This is a genomic window from Flavobacterium chryseum (genome assembly GCF_004362015.1).
Taxonomy (GTDB): Bacteria; Bacteroidota; Bacteroidia; order Flavobacteriales; family Flavobacteriaceae; genus Flavobacterium.
In genome coordinates this window covers 329,325-349,554 of the sequence record NZ_SNWW01000003.1, presented here as the reverse complement: position 1 = coordinate 349,554, position 20,230 = coordinate 329,325, and the positions used below count along the sequence as shown (strand labels likewise).

Below are 20,230 nucleotides of genomic sequence, written 5' to 3'. Positions count from 1 at the left end.
TGCCTATAACGCAAAATAGTTTCCTCCCACAAATTTGCGCCCGAAAGGTCGGGATGCAAAAATAAGACATTCCGTTTAAGAACTAAAATTTAAAAGAGACTTTTTGGCTTTTTTTTACAAGAACTTTTTATCGAACATAAAAGGAAGCAGATTTTTTAGGGATGCTGATTTATAAACTTCACCAATTTCGCCCATGAAATAGATTTCTATAGGGGTATCCTGTTTGATTTCATATTCTGCAATTGATTGTCTGCAAGAACCACATGGCGGAATCGGTGCTTTGGTTTGGTTATTGTCTGAAGCAGCAGTAATTGCCATTTTTAAGATTTTAGCTTCAGGATAAACGCTTCCTGCATGAAAAATCGCAACACGTTCTGCGCACAATCCTGACGGATACGCTGCATTTTCCTGATTTGATCCTAAAATTATTTTTCCGTTATCCAAAAGTAACGCTGCTCCAACTCTAAATTGCGAATATGGTGCGTAGGCTTTTTTACGAATTTCAATAGCTTGCTCCATTAAGGACTGAACGTCGTTTGGTACTTCTTGTAATGATTCGTATACCAAAAATGATGATGTAACGCTTATCTCTTTCATTGTTATTATGGGAAAAAAAATCCAAACTTCTAAAAAATCAGAAGTTTGGATTGTTATTATGTTTTTATATTTTTTTGTTTAGTAAACTTCGTATTTGTCGCCAAAGTTAAAGGTTAAAGAAAAACGAAGTGTATTTTCTAATGGATTTTTAACTTTTGATGATGAGAATAGGTAAGAAACGTCAACTTTTACTACATTATATTTGAATCCTGCACCCAGAGAGAAAAATTGTCTCGCACCTTTCATTGGGCTTTCATGAAAATATCCTGCTCTAAACGCAAACGAATCCTGATACATATATTCTCCACCTACACTATAGGTAACTTCTTTTAGCTCTTCGCTAAAACCGTCTGGAGCGTCTCCAAAAGATTTAAATATCCCTGATACCCAACCAATATCTTTATATTCCTGATAGGCTTTACTATCTGCTGCAAGCTGAGTAGTATCTCCTGGATCTAAATAATCTCCATCTCCGTTAGCATCTACAGGAGTTCCTGGTCCCGGAGGAGTTGGAACTAAAAGCTTGCTAAATTCTACACTAACCGAAACTTTATTGTAGTCGTCTAAAATAAAATCAAAGCCTCCACCTAATCTAAGGTTTGCAGGTAAAAAGTTTGAACTAATATCATCGTTATCGTAGCTAATTTTTGGTCCTAAGTTTTGCATGTTAAACCCAGCTCTCCATCTACCGTTAAATTCGCTGTAAGCAATTTCATCAGATTGATAAAAACCGGCAACGTCTACGGCAAAAGATTTTGCAGCTGATGCATCAACATCACTTGAAGGGATTTTTAAATTAGAACTTATAAATCTTGCACCAACAGCCATTGAGAATTTATCACTCAATTTTAATGAGTACGATCCGTCTATGGCAAGTTCGTTTGGATTTACTTCTCTTGTAGCTTCGCTTGGATCTCCGGTTTCTCTTAATTCAATTCCTCCAAAACCAAAATAACGTAAGCTTGTTGCAAACGCACTTCGTTCATTGATTTTATTGTAGTAAGTAACCTGACCAAGAGAAATGTCGTTCGCTAAATCCGTTAAATAAGGAGTATAGCTTATTGAAAGTCCCTGAGCTTCTACTGCAAATGCATATTTTGCAGGATTCCATTGTTGCGAATAGGCATCTGTAGATGTTGCTACCCCTTGGTCTGCTAAACCAGCGGCTCTTGCATCTGCTGCAACGAGTAAAAATGGTACTCCGGTAGTAATTGGGCGATCAATGTCTTGGGCTTTTGCGTATGTAATGACTAATAAACAAATTAAAAGTAGTGATATTTTTTTCATTTATAGATTTAGGGTTTTTTATGGTAAAAATATATATATTATTATAATATGACAAGTTTTTCGTACTTTTCTGCTTTTTTATTTGTTAAATTAGATCTAACAGTAAGTTTGTAAATGTAAACCCCTTTACCTATGCGGTCTCCAAAATCATCTTTACCGTCCCAGGTAATTTCTCTCGATAAAAAACCTTCTGTTGTAATAACCTGATTTTTTGTCCAGACTACTTTTCCGGTTATAGTCATAACCTGAACTTGTACATCTAAAGGTTCATAAGGTCTATTATGTGAAAACCAAAATTGTGTATATGTCGAAAATGGATTCGGATAATTAAGAACATGTGAGAGAGTTAACGACTCGTCTCCAACAACTATAAATTGTATTTCGCTTGTTACTGGATTGTTGTAAACATCCCAAGCGGTAAAACTTATCGTGTGCAATCCTGCGGCTAAATTTCTTAACGGAAAACGCACATTTCCATTGGTATAATCGTCTAGTTTAGTCTGATAGTAATCATTTAAAATGTACGGATTACTTACATCTCCATCCAAAATAGCAACAATGTCATGACCAATTCCGCTAGCCGTATTTATTCCGTTTTCATCCTCTAAAAACGCCAATAAAAAAGGCGAACTATTTGTAATTCCGCTCGAAACAAAAGTTTCATCGTTCATATATAACTTCGCTTTTGGATTTATATTGTCCACAGGTGCATTTTCATTTATTCCTCCTATTTTTATAACCGTGTTGTACCCTGATTGGTTTTCTAAATTTCCATTTTTCTTCGAATAAAAACTAATTCTTCCATTGTCAACCGGAATTCTAATATCTCTCGGAACGACAAAACTAAACTCAAATTGGCCATTGGTTACCGATGCATTCCCTCTAAAAATGGTTTCTCCAAGAGTTTTAAATGATATTGCAGGACTATATCCATCATTGTTTAAGGTTGATCTTGTAATTAATTTGTCAAAAATAGCAGTGGATAATTCACCATTATAATTACTCAAAACAGTATTGTTTTCATCTGTAATTTCTCCGGTAATTTTAATTTTTGCTAAAGATTTAAAATCTGGAAGTGCTTGAGAAATAACAACATCATTCACTTTTGTTAAATTTATTCTGGGTTTCGGAATTGCCAGCATTAAGGCAGGATCTCCAATATAAAAAACAACATTGCTGGAATAACTTGGCTTTTCATTTTTAGAAATACGCAGCGCTTCAGCTATAGTCGTATATTGATTTGAATTATACGAAAGGAGGTTTTTATTCAGACTATCGTTGAAATTTTGAGCATTATATTGTCCTATAGACCGAATTGTGGTAAGCAGTGATATTGCTCCTCCTTTAGGATTCCAAAACGTATATTCTCCTGCTGTTGGCCTTGTTGGGTCGTCAAATCTGGAAAATTCGCAGGTAATAGTAATAAATAAAGGATATTTATACTGGTTGTTTAGATTTTGTCCATCTGACTTTTCCCAAATTCTTTCTGCGGACAAACCATCTTCGCCACCGTGTCCTAAATAATTAAAAACCAAAGCACCTTTTTCGAAAGCATTAAAAAAATCAGTTCTTGCTTTTGGATATCTTGCACCACCGGCAGAAGCTTCCTGTGTGTACGAGTCTAAAAAGATTTTATCAATATTAAAAAATGGTTTGTTGGTTGCGATAATATCTGCTAAAGCATTTTGTCTTGATTGAAGTTGTGCGTCATCAGTGTCATCTGCATCGTCGCTTATTAATACGAAATTATTTCTCCAGTTTCCATAGGATTTCGCATCATGATATTCTAAAACTTTATTAATCATTTCTGATGCCTGTGCATTATCAGAAACTAACATTCTTCCAACGGCAATGTCGATTCCTCCAAAAAAAGAAGGATCATTACCTTCATCATTATCCATTCGTGCGTAAAAATCATCTGAAGCAAATGAAGCTTCGCCAACAGTATTGCTCACTAGGGCATGATATATAGGTACAATATTAGTATTGTTTGTAATTCTGTTTTTATAATCAAAAGAAGCATCTCCAAATAAATTCAAATATTTAATTCTTCTATCCGATGAAGATGCATTGTCATAAATGTATTTAATGCAATTTCTAATGGCTGCAATATCTTGTTTGCCGGACGAAAATTCCTGATAGATGTTTTCTAAAGCAATTACTTTTACATTTAAATTAGAATAGGTACGATGAAAACTTGCTAATTTTTCAGCTTGTGAAACTAAAGATTTAGGAGCAACAATTACATAATCGATATCCTGAAAAGTATTTTGAATGTTTTTGAAAATAGTTCCTTTTAAGTTTTGATTCGTTACTTTAGACTGATTTTCTTTTAAAGGGGTATAATAATCTGATGCATCAACGGCAATATATTTTCTGATTTCTCCTAAAGTAGCTTTGAAGCTAAAAATGGCTAAATTCGGGTTTTCTATTTTTGATACATTATATAGGTCTGTAATATCCCAAATTTGATTTATTCCTGAGGCGTTTGCGATCGTGTAATTTGCAATTCCCGCAGTTGAACCTGCCAAATTGTATTGAAACTTAAATTGCTTTCCGGTTCCAAGAAGTTCTCTTTTTGCAATTAAGTTGATATAATCCAGATATCCCTTTGATCCCGGAACACCACTATTATTATAGGTAAGTTTTATTTTTATGTTGTCTGATCCTGTGAAAGTTGTATTTGTTGGAAGTTCTGCAACATAAAATTTAGTATCCGAATTTGCAGTGATTGCATTAAAAGAAATAGTACCAATATTTTGTCCGTTTGCAGCAATTGTAAAAGAAGTAGGAGTGTAGGCAGCCGCAGCCGCATTTAATTCTATTTTTACAGGAACTGAAGTTTCTAGATTAGGAAAGTTAAAGTCAAATTCTTGTTCCTGGTTAATTTCGAATGCTTCTCCAAGCCATTGACGTCCCGCGTGTGCAATGTTTGTAAGATCAGTTTCGTGATATTGATAGTCATCAAACGTGTTCAGTTCTAATGTAGTACTGCCTGTTGGCTGATTTAAAGTTGGAATTCTTTTTCCGTCGCTTCCATTAGCTGTTATATAATAGTATGATTTTGTGTCGTATAGATTTAAATTAGTCTGACTTTCTGTATTCCATGTATCAACTCCTTCAGCATAAAAAAGGATGTAGTCTTCATTATTGAAAGTGCCATCGCTTTCTCCTATAATCTGAATGTTGTTTTCTGTTAAATCTTCAGGATAATAAATATTGTTTGCTAACGGAAGCATTCTTCCGCCATTTCCGTAAATTTTAATTCTTCTTGGGTCAACTTTTGTTGCGTCAAATCCCAAACTTTGTAAAAAAGACTTTGAAATTTTATAAACGCCAGATTTTTCAACATAAAATCGATACCAATCACCTGAAGCTAAGACTGAATTTGAAATTAAAGCTGCTTTTTGAAAAGTTGAAGCAGTACTATTTTTAGACGTACTATTATTTACAGAATATGAAAATGATTTGATTTTTTTATAACTATTTCCCTCTCTTATAATTGGATAAAGTGAAAGGAAAATTTGCTTTTTATCTCTCGCCAAGGCGATTTTTAACGTTTCATTTGGTTTGTCCGGAATATTTTTGAGTGTTAATTCTCCTAATTCGGCAACTGAAACAGTCTCATAAATAACATTTGTTAAGGTGACAGAACTGCCGTTTGAAGATCCTGATTCAGATATATTAAGCAGCAGTGTTATGATTTTTTTAGTAGTATCGTACCTAAAACTGCTTCCTGTAAAGTACGGAATAGTAATCTTGTAGTCGCCGTAACTCATCTCTTTTTTGCTTTGCCAATCGAGCGTTAAGCTCCCATTTGTCTGAGAAAATGAGATTAACGGAAGTAAAAAAAGATATAGGATTAAGGCTTGTTTCATAGCTTGAAAAGGCGAAATTAAAATTAAATTATTTTAGTAAGTAAAAATATAGTATTTCATGTTATAGTAAATAATAAAAAGTATATTTTTGCGTTCGTAACTATAGGTTATTTTCTGGTAAAAAACAGCTAAATAAAATTATTAGAACAGATGTTGCTAATTAAATGTTAATTATTATATTGCAGCACCTAAATTTATCACCTAAGAATGAGTATGAAAGTAAACAAAATTGTAGTCTTGCAATTAATGATGTCAATGGTATTGATGTTGGGCACGGCTAGTTGTAGCAAAAAATCGAGTTCAAACCATGCTTCTAGAGCAACAGGTTGGGATGTAGATAGTCAGAATGGAACTTCTGCTAGAAATGCAGGGAAAAAACAACAGGCTGGTCCTGGTTTAGTTTTTGTTGAAGGAGGTACATTTACTATGGGTAAAGTACAGGATGATGTTATGCACGATTGGAATAATACTCCGACTCAACAACACGTTCAATCATTCTACATGGATGAAACTGAAGTTACGAATGGTATGTACTTAGAGTACCTGGAATGGCTTAAAAAAGTTTTCCCTCCAACAGAAGAGAATTACAAAAATATTTATGAAGGAGCATCTCCTGATACTTTAGTATGGAGAAATCGTTTAGGATATAACGAAACGATGACTAATAACTATTTAAGACACCCTTCTTATGCTAACTATCCTGTAGTTGGTGTTAACTGGATTCAAGCTGTTGAATTTAGTAAATGGAGAACAGACCGTGTAAACGAAGCTGTTTTAGAAAAAGATGGATATCTTAAAAAAGGTGCTAAAACAACTGATGTTAGTGCTGAAAGTTTATTTAATACTGAAGCTTACTTAGCTTCTCCATCTACTACTTACGGTGGTAATGAAGAATTAGTATTGAAGAAAAATCCAAACGGAAGAAGACCAAAAGCAGGTAAAGACGGTGTAGTTCCGGACGAGAAAAATGTGTACGCACAACGTTCTTCAGGAGTTATCTTGCCAGAATACAGACTTCCTACTGAAGCAGAATGGGAGTATGCTGCCGCTGCTGATGTTGGACAAAGAGAATACAACATCTATAAAGGACAAAAGAAATACCCTTGGTCTGGAGATTATACTCGTTCAGCTAAGCGTAAAAATAAAGGAGATCAATTGGCTAACTTTAAGCAAGGTAACGGTGATTACGGTGGAATTGCTGGTTGGTCAGATGACGGTGCCGATATTACAAATCAGGTTAAAAGCTACGCTGCAAATGATTTCGGATTATACGATATGGCAGGTAACGTTGCAGAATGGGTAGCTGACGTTTACAGACCTATTATTGATAATGAAGCTAATGATTTTAACTACTATAGAGGAAATCAATATGCTAAAAACAAAATTGGTAAAGATGGTAAACTTGAAATTATCACTAAAGAGAATATCAAATACGATACTTTAAGTAATGGTAAAGTTGTTGCAAGAAACCTTCCGGGAGAAATTGCTCAGGTACCAGTTGACGAGAATGAAACATATTTGAGAACAAATTTCAGTACAAGCGACAATATCAATTATAGAGATGGTGATAAACAATCATCTAAATATTTTGACTTTGGAGATCCTGAATCTGGAGCAAAAGCAGATCAAACAATGTACAACTCTCCTAAACATAATATCACTACTGATAGTTTAGGTAAAGTATTAAGAAAATACGACAACTCTAGTAAACGTACTACTTTAATCGATGATAAAGTAAGAGTTTATAAAGGTGGTTCTTGGAGAGACAGAGCTTATTGGTTAGATCCGGCTCAAAGAAGATATTTCCCTCAGGATATGGCAACAGATTACATCGGATTTAGATGTGCTATGTCAAGAGTAGGTTCTAAAGCTGAAAGAAGAAAATCGCCTAGAAACTAAAGTTAAAAAAAATCAATAAAAAAATTCCAAATTCCATACTGAAATCTTCAGTTTTTGGAATTTGGAATTTTTTTATTTTAATAATATTAAAGTCTTATAAATGAATATTCAGGACATTCATAATTTGTTTTTACAATGTACATCTGTTTCAATTGACACTCGAAAAATTGAAAAAGATTCCATTTTTTTTGCTATTAAAGGAGAGAATTTTGATGCTAATACTTTTGCCAGACAAGCATTAGATTTAGGTGCTTTATTTGTAATTATAGACAACGAATCTTATTTTATAGATAATAGAACAATTCTGGTTGAAAACAGTTTACAAACGCTGCAGGAATTGGCTAAATTTCATAGAGCTCATTTGAAACTGCCAATTATTGCCTTAACGGGAAGTAATGGAAAAACAACAACAAAAGAACTTATTAATGTTGTTTTGGCGAAAAAATTTAAGACAAAAGCGACCGTTGGAAATTTGAATAATCATATTGGAGTTCCGTTAACTTTGTTATCCTTTACAAAAGAAACTCAAATTGGAATTGTTGAAATGGGTGCTAATCATAAAAAGGAAATTGAATTTTTATGTGAAATCGCACAACCGGATTTTGGCTACATTACCAATTTTGGAAAAGCACACCTGGAAGGTTTCGGGGGAGTTCAGGGTGTAATTGAAGGAAAAAGCGAGATGTATCAATATCTTGCTAATAACAACAAAACGGCTTTTGTAAATCTTGAAGATTCTATTCAGATTGAAAGATCGCGATCAATAAACTCATTTACTTTCGGAATTGAAAAAGAGGAAGCTAATGTGAAAATAAAAACCATTGAGGCGAATCCTTTTGTTAGTATTGCATATGAAGGCTTCAATATCAAATCTAATTTAATTGGATTGTATAATGCGAATAATATTAACGCCGCCGTTGCTATTGGAACTTATTTTAAAGTAGATAATAATGATATAAAAGCAGCAATTGAAGGTTATGTTCCGGATAATAACAGATCGCAGCTTTTAAACAAAGGCACGAATCAAATTATTTTGGATGCTTACAACGCCAATCCGAGTAGTATGGCTGTTGCAATTGCAAACTTCATACAATTAGATAATAGCGATAAAATAATGATTTTAGGCGATATGTTTGAGTTGGGAGATGAAAGCCAATCTGAACATAAAATTATTGTTGATTCAGTTTTAAATCAAAATCAGTCCGGTTGCTATTTGATTGGGAGAGCATTTTATGAACACAAAGTTACGAGTGAAGATGTTCTGTTTTTTGAAACCTTTGATGCTTTTGCGGAGTTCCTTAAAACTAAATCATTTAATAATAATACAATTTTAATTAAAGGTTCAAGAGGAATGGCTTTAGAGAGAACTCTCGAATACATCTAATCTTTACAAACTCATAAAAAATGCCATTCGTTTTACGAATGGCATTTTTTTTTGTTTAGATACTCATCAAAAAACCAATTAGATTTTCTTTTTTATTTAAATTTAGTTTCTTTCTTAAACGATATCTGGCAAGTTCAACTCCTCCGCTGGAAATATTCATGATTTCAGCTATTTCTTTCGTAGACATATTCATTAATAAGTAAGTCGATAAATCGAGTTCGCGAGGAGAAATAGTTGGATATTTTTCTTTTAATCGTTTCAAAAACTCAAAATGTACATTTTTAATGTGCTTTTCTAAATCTTTCCAACTTTTATCTGTGTTAACTTCCTTTACAATGCTTTTATGCAGTTTATTGAATTCAAATTTTGTTGAATCATCCAGTATATTAGTGTCTATGTCTTTTAATTTATGAATGATTCCATTTAATACTTTATTTTTCTTTACAACCTGAAGAGAATTGTTTACCAATTCTTTGTCTTTTGCAAGGATTTTTATTTGGAGTTTATCACTTTTCAGTTTTTCGATTTCTTTTTCAAGTTCATGCTGCTCATGTCTTATTCTTGATTCTTTTTCAAGATATAGTCTTCGCTGTTCTATGGTTTCATAATATTTATTCTTCCTGATTTTTGACTGAATTCTGTTCGAAATAATATAAATTCCACCCAAAACAAGAATAAAATAAAAAAAGTATGCAAGATAATGTCTGTACCAGGGTGGCGAAATAGTAAAATTTACTTCACTAACATCAGAGATAACACCATAGCTGTTTTTAGCTCTAATTTTCATTTTATAATTGCCTTCCCTTAAATTCGTGTATTCTTTTATGGCAACGGTAGACCAATTTCGCCAATTGTCATCAAAAGGTTCTAATTTATAAGAGTAAAGAAGGTTTTCCTGATTTTCATAGGTTGGAGATGAAAAAGTAAATTTTACGTGATTTGAGCTATATGGCAAATCCAAGTCTATTTCGGGTTTGTTTAGATTACCTATTAGGATAGTATCTTCAGGAGACGAAAAACTTTCAACAAAGACTTTAGGTTTTGTTATGAATGCATTTGAGATGTGCGAATCATAATGGGTTAAACCATCTGTTAAACCAATAAAAATATTTTCGGGATCTACTGTATTAACAGATATATAATTGTTTACTAAATTTCCGGTAAGATTTGAAAACGGCGCTTCTTTTTTTATGAATTGGCCATTTTTATTTTTTGCTAATACACCCAACGATTCATTGTAAGAATACCAAAGATTTCCGTAAGAATCCTCAATTAAAGTATTAATAGTTGGTATGTCTTTAAATAGTTGACTTATTTTTTTATCTTCAAAAAATGATTCTTGTTCTTTAGAGAATCTATAAAAATGATTTTTCGTCTGAAAATATATTTTTTTGTTTAGAAATTGCATGCTTCTAATACCTTTATATTCTGATGAAATTTGGGTATGTTTTTTTATGTAATCAAATCTTTTAAGATCATCTGAAAGTACCATTTGGTATAAATAAGGATCTTTTTTCAACCACAGATAATTTTCGTCTAATGCTATTTCAAATGTATTTGTTGTTTGATCAAATCCTTCTACCTGATTTACATATTCTATTCCGTTTGGCCCCTTCTTAAAAATTGAAAATCCATTATAGCTTTCTCCAATAATATAATTTTCATGATTAGGAATTGCTTTAAATCCAAAATATCCTCTTGTGTCTAACACCTTCAAAACTTTATTCTGACTAATAACCAACGCACCACTATTACTGGCGCATAATAAGGTGTTGTTTATAACCTGAACATTCCATGCCTGTGCAATTGTACCTTCAACTCTGGTAAATGCTTCATCTTTAAAAGGTTTATTCCACGGATGATAAAACAATCCCTGATTTGTTGCAACGTATAAGTTTCCGTTAAAAACAATTGAAGAATAAACAGTTCCGATATTGTAACTGTAATCGAAAAATGTAAAAGGAGAATTCTCGTTTATAAATGTAATTCCGTTATCTAATCCAAGCCAAAGATTATTTTTGTTATCAACAAATGACGTTAAAATAGTATTGTTTTGAAGGCCTTTTTGACGATTTAAATGTTGGATTATTTTACCGTTTAAATCGCAAACGATAAAACCATTTAATACAGAGTTAAGAACTATAAACTTGTTCTTTATTATACTTCCTCCAAGCGACGTATTTTTTTTAATAAATTCATTAGCCTCAGTGTCCCACGGTTTAACTGAATTACCATCAGTAACGAAAAGACCTTTTTCTAAAGTTGCTAAAAGCAATCGGTTATTTGGTAAAGGAAATACAGACCATATCTCTTTATCGTTAAATACAGTTGAACCTTTAAGCGGAATTAATTTTCCGTTTTTATATTCTAAAATCCCTAAGACTTTATCCTGAAAATAAAGCTTTCTATTTACCAAAAATGAGAATTGAAATTTATTTGGTGCATCTATAAACCGTAGTTTGTCATTTTTATAAAAAAATACTTTGGTAAAAGATTGAAAAATTATTTCTCCTTTATATATATGTATTCTCCAAATTAGGTTAATGTTTTTATTTGCTTTTGTATCGATTAGTTTAGAGAGCGAAAAGTATTTTAGTACACCTTTTTTGTTGCTTTCAAAATATCCAAATTCGTCATTTCCTCCTACAAAAATTTTCCCTGTTGAATCAATTTTTAAACTTCGTATTGCTGTTCCATTTGGTAAAGAATATTTGTGCCAAGTAGATCCATCAAATTGAATCAGGCCGCTATTATTAGCGAAGTACATATTTCCATTTTTATCCTGATCAATATTCCAGTTTTGTGTTCCACCTTTATATTCTGTCCTTTTATAGTTCTTAACATCAGGTAAACCAATGCTTTTTACTTGAGCAAAAATCGAAAATTGTAAGGTAAAAACTACTATTATTGTTAAAAATGAATTTATGAATTTCATAATTTTTAATATGTATTTTTATGAGTAATGTTTTATATATTGATTTAAAATTGAATATGGCAGTTGTGTATCAGGTATTTTACAGCAAAATTTTCAATAAAAGCTAAAATAATTGATTTTTCATAAATGTAGTGTTTATTTTTATAATTAACATTTTAATAACATCTAATAAAATTGTATTAATTTATTAATAATCAATTGTTTATGAAAAAAATGATGTGTTTTTGTAATGTATTAAAATTTAGTTTGATGTGTTTTTGTAATGAATTTTAATTATAAATAGTAAAAATTTAACTTTATTATTGCATCAAATTACTAATTAATTAACCAAAATTTTTAGAAAAATGAAATTAACAAAATTACTTATTTTTTGTGTTTCATCTCTATTGTTTTCAGTTATCGCAATGGCGCAGGATGTTACGGTAAGTGGAACTATTAATGATGAAAGTGGATTACCCGTCCCAGGGGCAACTATCTTAGTGAAAGGAACAAACAAAGCTACAGCCTCTGACTTTGATGGTAAATTCCAAATTAGTGTTCCTTCAAACGGAACTTTGACAGTTACTTTTGTAGGTTATGTTACTGTTCAGGAAGCAGTAAACGGAAGAACTAAACTGGATATTAAATTACGTCCGGAATCTCAAAACTTAAATGAGGTTGTTGTAGTAGGATACGGTACACAAAAGAAAAGTGTCGTAACAGGATCAATTTCTAGTGTTAAAGCAAAAGATTTAGAAAGTTTACCAATTACTAGAGTAGAGCAAGCTTTACAAGGTAGAGTTTCGGGTGTTTCAATTGCTGCCAATGCTGGACAGCCAGGATCTGCTTCTACGATTCGTATTCGTGGTTTTACTACTTTAAACAATAACGATCCTTTATGGGTAGTTGATGGTGTAATTGTAGATAATGGTGGAATAGGCTACCTTAATCAATCTGACATTGAATCTATTGAGGTGCTTAAAGATGGTGCTTCTGGTGCAATTTACGGTTCTCGTGCTGCTGCAGGGGTTATTTTGGTAACTACTAAAAAAGGTAAAGCAGGTAAAATTTCTGTAAGTTATACTGGTTATGCAGGAACATCTCAGGCTGCAAAGAAAATTGATTTATTAGATGCTTCTCAATATGTAACTATTTTAAATGAAGCATATGTGAATGGGGGAAAACCGGCACCTTTTGCTACAACAACAACTCCAACACCAACAAATCCATCAGGACTTATTGATTATGGAAAAGGAACAAACTGGCAGGATGTAATATTTAATGATCATGCACAACGTTATTCTCACGAATTAAGTTTTAGTGGTGGTAATGATACTTCGACTTTTTACATGTCATTTGGTCTAACAGATCAGGAAGGTATTATTACAACTGATATTTCAAATTATACAAGAAAAAACATCCGTTTAAACTCTAATCATAAGCTTGGTAAGTATATCAAAATTGGTCAGACTTTGGGATATTCTAACGAAAAAACAATTGGTATTGGTAACACAAATGATGAGTTTGGTGGGCCGTTATCATCTGCAATCAACTTAGATCCGTTAACACCAGTACTTGTTGGTCCGGAAGCTGCAGTAGCAGGAAGTCCATACGTAAATGCCAATGCACTTAGAGATGCAAACGGAAACTACTATGGTATTTCTACTAACGTAACTCAGGAAACTTCAAACCCGTTAGCTTATACGCAAACAAGATTAGGGAATAATGATTTCTCTGAAAATTTTGTTGGAAATATTTTTGTCGAAGCAGAAATTTTACCTGGATTAAAATTTAGATCTACTGCAGGTGCAAAATTAGCTTATTATGGTTCAGACAACTTTACTCCGGTTTTTTACTTAAATGGGGCTACAAAAAGAGATGTAAATGAATTGTTCAGATCTTACAAAAAATCATATAGCTGGAATTGGGAGAATACTCTTAATTACGCTAAAAAATTAGGAGATCATAACTTTAGTGTTTTAGTAGGTAAAGGAACTTATGTAGATAATATTACCTCTGGTAATGATATCACTTACAGAGGAGTTCCTGCAAAAACACATGCTGATGCATCATTCAATGTTGATATTCCAATCGCTGATAAAATAGCAAATGCTTATAATGCACAAGCTTTAGAACACAGAGTTGAGTCATTGTTTGGAAGATTAAACTATGATTATAAAGAGAAATATATTTTTACAGGTATTATTCGTCGTGATGGTTCTACACGTTTTGGACCAAATCATAAATACGGAACTTTCCCTTCTGTGTCTTTAGGTTGGGTGCCTTCTAAAGAAGGTTTCTGGAAAGAAAACGATGTTGTAAACAATTTAAAAATTAGAGGAGGTTACGGTGTAACTGGTAATGATTCTTCTCCTGATTTCTTATATATTTCAACAGTTGGAATTCAAAGAAACTACACTATTGGTGGAAACATTGCTAACGGACAAAGTACAAATGCAATTGCAAATCCTGATTTGAAATGGGAAGAAACAAAACAAGCTAACATTGGTTTTGAAACTATGTTATTCCATGATTTCAATTTAACTGTAGATTTCTTCAATAAGAAAACAGAAGGTATCTTAATGCCGGTTCCAGTTCCTGGATATGTTGGAGCAACTGGAAAAACATATGCTAACTTAGCTGATATGGAAAATAAAGGTATTGATATTGAATTAGGATACCGTAAGAAAATCGGTGAATTAAATCTTTCAGTAAACGGAAATTTCTCATACATCAAAAATGAAATTACTTACCTGGATAAAGGAACTAACTTTTTGGTAGGTGATGAAACAGTTCAGTCTAGTGCTTATGAAATTAACAGAACACAAGTAGGACAAGCTTATAATTCATTTTACGGATTTAAAACAAATGGTATTTTCCAGACTCAGGCAGATGTTGACAATTATAAAAATGCTGCGGGTAAAGTTATTCAGCCAAATGCTAAACCGGGAGATTTCCGTTGGCAAGACTTAGATGGGGATGGTGTAATTGGATCTAATGACAGAACTTTCTTAGGGACTTCATTGCCTAAATATACTTATGGTTTTACTTTAAACTTAGACTACAAAGGTTTTGATATGTTAGTTTTTGGTCAGGGAGCTGGTGGAAACATGATTTATCAAGGTTTAAGAAGACTTGATATTACAAACGCAAATTATCAAACAGAAGTTTTAGGTCGTTGGACGGGACCAGGATCAACAAATAGTTATCCTAGAGTTACTACAAACGATACAAATAAAAACTTTACAAATCCATCTGATTTTAACTTAGAAAAAGGAGATTTCTTTAGATTTAAAACAATTCAACTTGGATATTCATTTCCAAAAGAATGGATAGAAAGCATTTCATTGCAAAAAGTAAGATTGTACGTGACAGGAGAAAATTTATGGACAATAACTAAATATACTGGTTATGATCCTGAAATTGGAGGCCCTACTACAGCTGGGATGAACAATGTACAAGGTGTTGACAGAGGTTATTATCCTCAGGCAAAATCGTACATGTTAGGAGTTAATTTGCAATTTTAATTAAAAAAATAAAATATTATGAAACTTATAAGTTTTAAACAGTCACTTATCGCATTTGGAGTGTTGCTTACACTTGGAGCGTGCGATACAGATGAAAAATTAGAAGTGAAAGGTGACGGAGTAGTATATGAAGAAAATTTTTATAGAAACGAAACAGAAGCTTATTCAGGCCTTGTTGCAGCTTACGATAAATTAGGAAAGTTTGCAGGAGCAATGGAAAATGCACCACTATTATTCTTAAACTCTGCTTCTGATGATTTCTATGCAGGTGGAGGAGGTCCAGATGACCAGCCAGGACTTCAGGTTGCATCAAACTATTCTGTAAGTCCGGGAAATATTCCACCAAATATTTGGGCAGATTATTATAAAGGTGTTGCAAGATGTAATATCATGTTGGCAAAACTGCCTGCTATCCCAATGGATGCTGCTAAGAAAACAAGATTTACTGCAGAGGTAAAAGCCTTACGCGCTTATTACTATTTTGATCTTGTTAGAATGTTTAAAAACATTCCTTTAATCTTGGCTCCTATAACTCTTAAAGAAGAAATTCCATTAATTGAGCAGGCTAAACCTCAAGACGTATATGTTCAAATCGAAAAAGATTTAAACGAAGCTATTCCTGATTTGCCAATGACATTACCAACTAATGAATTAGGAAGATTTAGTAAGGGAGCTGCAACAGCACTTTTAGGAAAAGTATATTTATACGATAACAAAAAACCACAAGCTGCTATCGAATTAGCAAAAGTAAATGGAGCTACTCCAGGCCAACCAAGTAGTTATGGTTATAATTTGATGCCTAAATTTTCAGATTTGTGGAATCATGCGAATAAATTTAATACAGAATCTATTTTTGAAATTGCTTATACAGATAAATCAAATGCTGACTGGGGAAATTTTGAAAGAGGTGATGATGAAGGAAACGTTGCTGCTCAGTTAATGGGTATTAGAGATTACACTAGAAAAACAGCAGGTATTGCAGCACTTTTACCAGATTATATTAACGGATGGGGTTTTATGGTAGTTACTAATGATTTAAGAACTGCTTTACTAGGAGATCCTCGTTATGCTTCCACTATTTTTGATGCAGGTGTGGCAAGAGGTACAGGAAACACAGATCCTGCTGGGCTTATAACGTATACAGACAGTTACAATGAAACAGGATATCATTTTATTAAATATGCAGCTGTTAATAGCGATATTAAATCGTCGAATCCTTTCTTGAATTTTGGTATCAATACTTATATCATTCGTTTAGCTGATACTTATTTACTAGAAGCTGAAGCTTTAGGAGGAACAGGAGCAAGAGCTCAGGCGCTTCTTGATGCTGTTAGATTAAGAGCAGGAGTAACGCCGGTACCAGTTTCTTTGGATGCTATTTATGCAGAAAGAAGATTGGAGCTTGCGGGAGAAGGACACCGTTGGTTTGATTTAGTAAGAACAGGTCAGGCTGCTGCTAAATTGGCTTTCAAAGGATTTACTGCAGGAAAAAATGAAGCTTTCCCAATTCCTTACAGTGAATTCAACAACACTAAAATGGTTCAAAACGATCTTTACTAAAAATCATTTTTTAAATAAATAACATCATAAAAGTTAACAATTTCAATGATGTTAGTTTGAGTTAAGTTTAAGTTTGGTTGTCAGAATAGCCCATATTCTTTATTGATTATGGGCTATTTTTTAAATCAAGTTTGACTAAGTTCAAAACGAGATTTGTTCAAAAGTCTTACTACCTAAAACATATACAATGACAAAAATTACATTTATCATAACTACTTGTTTATGTTTTTCTTTATCTGTTTTTTCTCAAAAAAGCCAAAAACAAGTACAGAAATTTACAACAGCCAACAAAAAAATCACAGTATATACTACTGCCGATAATACAAAATTAAGGTTAACCCCTACAGATAATTTAGATTTTACAGCATCGAAACAACCGGTTGAAACAGAGATATCTGTTTTTGTTGAACCTTCTAAAAGATTTCAAACTTTTATGGGAATTGGCGGTGCAATTACTGATGCAAGTGCCGAAATTTTCGCCAAATTATCAAAAGAAAAACAACAGGAATTTTTAAATGCCTATTACGATACCCAAAAAGGAATTGGATATTCATTGCTTAGAACAACAATTCAGAGTTCTGATTTTAGCAGTGGAACTTATTCTTACATCGAAGAAGGAGATAAAGATTTAAAAACTTTCTCGATTGATCATGACCGAAAATATAGAATTCCACTAATTAAAGATGCTATAAAAACAGCAGGTGGAAAATTAACTACATATGCCACACCCTGGTCTCCAAATGCTTTTATGAAAAGCAATAAAAGTGTATTAAAAGGTGGAAAATTATTACCGGAATACTTTCAGCCTTGGGCTAATTTTTACGCAAAATTTATTAAAGCTTACAATAAAGAAGGAATTCCAATTTGGGGAACATCGGTACAAAATGAACCAATGGCTACTCAAACTTGGGAATCTTGTTTGTATACAGCAGATGAAGAGAGAGATTTTCTGAAAAATTATCTTGGACCAACATTAAAAAAGGAAGGTTTAGGCGATGTTAAAATTATTGCCTGGGATCATAACCGCGATTTGATGGTACAAAGAGCCAACGTTATTTTCTCAGATCCTGAAGCATCAAAATATGTTTGGGGAATGGGTTTTCATTGGTACGAAACCTGGACAGGTGCTCAGCCAATGTTCGAAAATGTTGCAAGAGTACATGAAGCATATCCGGATAAAAAACTAATGTTTACCGAAGGTTGCGTAGAAAGATTTGATGATACAAAATATCAGTTTTGGCCAAATGCAGAACGTTATGGAACATCAATGATTAATGATTTTAATAACGGAACCGTAGCCTGGACAGACTGGAACATCCTTTTGGATGAGCGCGGTGGACCAAACCATGTTGGAAATTTTTGTTTTGCGCCAATTCATGCAGATACAAATACAGGCCAATTAATTTACACGCCATCTTATTATTACATAGGACATTTTTCAAAATTCATTCGTCCAAATGCGCAACGTGTAGCCACTTCAGTAAGTAGAAGTTATTTATTAAGCACTTCATTTTTAAATACTGATGGTAAAATGGCAACAATAGTTATGAATCATACCGATAATGAAATTACATACAATTTTATTATTGGAACAGAAAAGTCAGTTGTTAAAATCCCGGCGCACGCTATACAAACGTTGGTGTATTAATCTTTTAAAAATAGAATTTTGATCTCTATTTTGAGATCTGATAATTAAATAGTTTTTAAAAAAACATGAAATCAATCAGTAGTTTAATACTAACGCCGATATTAATTCTGCAAGTAAGTTATGCTTTAGCACAACATGCGGAATCTTCTAAAGGTTCTTCTTCACATTCAAATAAAAAAATAGAATTATACACGACAGCCGAAAACTCAAATTTAAGATTGTCGTCGTCTAATAATTTAATTTCGAATAAACCTTCTCAACAAACAAGTGAAAAGGTTTTTATTGAAGTAGATCCAAAGAAAACCTTTCAGACTTTTCTTGGAATTGGAGGCGCCATAACAGATGCAAGTGCCGAAGTTTTTGCTAAATTATCTCCAAAAAAACAGCAGGAATTTCTAACTGCATATTATGATAAGAAAAAAGGAATAGGATATTCTTTAGCCAGAACAAACATTCATAGTTGCGATTTTAGCAGCGAAAGTTATACTTATATTGCTGAAGGTGATAAAGATTTAAAAACATTTAATATCGATCACGATCGAAAATTCAGAATACCATTACTCAAAAAAGCAATTGAAACTGCCGGCGGGAAATTAACGTTATTTGTTAGTCCATGGAGTCCCCCAGCTTTCATGAAAGACAATAATGATATTTTGCACGGCGGCGTTTTATTGCCTGAATTTGCACAATCATGGGCAAATTATTATGCCAAGTTTATAAAAGAATACGAAAAAGAAGGAATACCAATTTGGGGATTAACCATTCAGAATGAACCAATGGCAAGCCAGCGATGGGAATCCTGTATTTATACACCCGAAGCCGAAAGAGATTTTCTTAAAAACTTTCTGGGACCAACATTAGAAAAAGATGGACTTGGTTCTAAAAAAATAATTATCTGGGATCATAACCGCGGCGATATGCTGGAAAAAAGAGCTCAATTGGTTTTCTCAGATCCTGAAGTTTCAAAATATGCATGGGGAATTGGATTTCATTGGTATGAAACCTGGAATGGCGGAACTCCAAAATTCGAATCAGTTGCAAACGTCAACAAAGCTTTTCCAAACAAAAATTTAATTTTTACCGAAGGTTGTATTGAAAAATTTGATGCCACAAAATTTCAGTTTTGGGGAAATGCAGAACGTTACGGTCTTGATATGATTAACGATTTTAATAACGGAACAGTTGGCTGGACAGATTGGAATATTCTTTTAGACCAAAACGGAGGACCAAATCATGTAGGTAATTTTTGCTTTGCGCCTATTCATGCCGATACAAATTCTGATCAATTAATTTATACACCAATGTATTATTATATCGGGCATTTATCAAAATTTGTTCGTCCTGATGCCAAAAGAATTAGCAATGTTGCCAGTAATAAAACATTGTTAAGCACATCATTTCTTAATGCTGATGGAAAAATTGCAACAATTGTCATGAACCAATCAGACAAAGAAGTTGTTTACGAAATAAAAATTAATTCCCTTAAAAATACAATTACAATTCCAGCGCATGCCATGCAAACTCTAGTGTATTAGG

Annotated in this window: 10 protein-coding genes; 6 read left to right on the top strand and 4 right to left on the bottom strand. The window is 32.9% G+C overall.

Annotated elements, in window-relative coordinates; translation table 11 throughout:
* Positions 1-114: 114 nt before the first annotated feature.
* The 3 genes from cdd to porU form a co-directional block, all read right to left on the bottom strand.
* Positions 115-597 (bottom strand): cytidine deaminase, encoded by a 483-nt coding sequence (gene cdd / locus EV143_RS08030; protein ID WP_133507447.1) that lies wholly within the window; start codon positions 595-597, stop codon positions 115-117.
* A 78-nt stretch (positions 598-675) separates the two neighbouring features.
* A complete protein-coding gene (gene porV / locus EV143_RS08025; RefSeq protein WP_133507446.1) occupies positions 676-1,884 on the bottom strand; it encodes a type IX secretion system outer membrane channel protein PorV in 1,209 nt (402 codons plus the stop codon).
* A gap of 41 nt (positions 1,885-1,925) precedes the next feature.
* The gene (porU, locus tag EV143_RS08020) at positions 1,926-5,762 is read right to left on the bottom strand and encodes a type IX secretion system sortase PorU (protein ID WP_133507445.1); all 3,837 of its coding nucleotides are present in this window, start codon (positions 5,760-5,762) and stop codon (positions 1,926-1,928) included.
* 213 nt (positions 5,763-5,975) lie between these two features.
* Here porU and gldJ point away from each other — a divergent pair, with 213 nt between their 5' ends.
* Together gldJ and EV143_RS08010 are read left to right on the top strand one after the other, a co-directional pair.
* Positions 5,976-7,661, top strand: a complete 1,686-nt coding sequence (gene gldJ, locus EV143_RS08015; protein WP_133507444.1) for a gliding motility lipoprotein GldJ — start codon at positions 5,976-5,978, stop codon at positions 7,659-7,661.
* 100 nt (positions 7,662-7,761) lie between these two features.
* Positions 7,762-9,045 carry a UDP-N-acetylmuramoyl-tripeptide--D-alanyl-D-alanine ligase gene (locus tag EV143_RS08010; protein ID WP_133507443.1) on the top strand — a complete coding sequence of 428 codons (1,284 nt, stop codon included), beginning with the start codon at positions 7,762-7,764 and terminating at the stop codon, positions 9,043-9,045.
* 55 nt (positions 9,046-9,100) lie between these two features.
* Here EV143_RS08010 and EV143_RS08005 read toward each other — a convergent pair whose 3' ends face one another.
* Positions 9,101-11,980, bottom strand: coding sequence for a triple tyrosine motif-containing protein (locus EV143_RS08005; RefSeq protein WP_133507442.1), 2,880 nt, complete (start codon positions 11,978-11,980; stop codon positions 9,101-9,103).
* Positions 11,981-12,324: 344 nt separating this feature from the next.
* On the opposite strand from EV143_RS08005, the gene EV143_RS08000 reads away from it, so the two are divergent.
* The 4 genes from EV143_RS08000 (at position 12,325) to EV143_RS07985 (ending at position 20,229) form a co-directional block, all read left to right on the top strand.
* Entirely contained in the window at positions 12,325-15,486 is a 3,162-nt protein-coding gene (locus EV143_RS08000) for a SusC/RagA family TonB-linked outer membrane protein (protein WP_133507441.1), read from the top strand.
* An 18-nt stretch (positions 15,487-15,504) separates the two neighbouring features.
* Positions 15,505-17,046 (top strand): RagB/SusD family nutrient uptake outer membrane protein, encoded by a 1,542-nt coding sequence (locus EV143_RS07995; RefSeq protein ID WP_133507440.1) that lies wholly within the window; start codon positions 15,505-15,507, stop codon positions 17,044-17,046.
* 187 nt (positions 17,047-17,233) lie between these two features.
* Positions 17,234-18,694, top strand: coding sequence for a glycoside hydrolase family 30 protein (locus EV143_RS07990; protein WP_133507439.1), 1,461 nt, complete (start codon positions 17,234-17,236; stop codon positions 18,692-18,694).
* A 65-nt stretch (positions 18,695-18,759) separates the two neighbouring features.
* Complete coding sequence (locus EV143_RS07985; RefSeq protein ID WP_133507438.1) at positions 18,760-20,229, top strand: glycoside hydrolase family 30 protein; 1,470 nt, start codon at positions 18,760-18,762, stop codon at positions 20,227-20,229.
* Position 20,230: the final 1 nt, after the last annotated feature.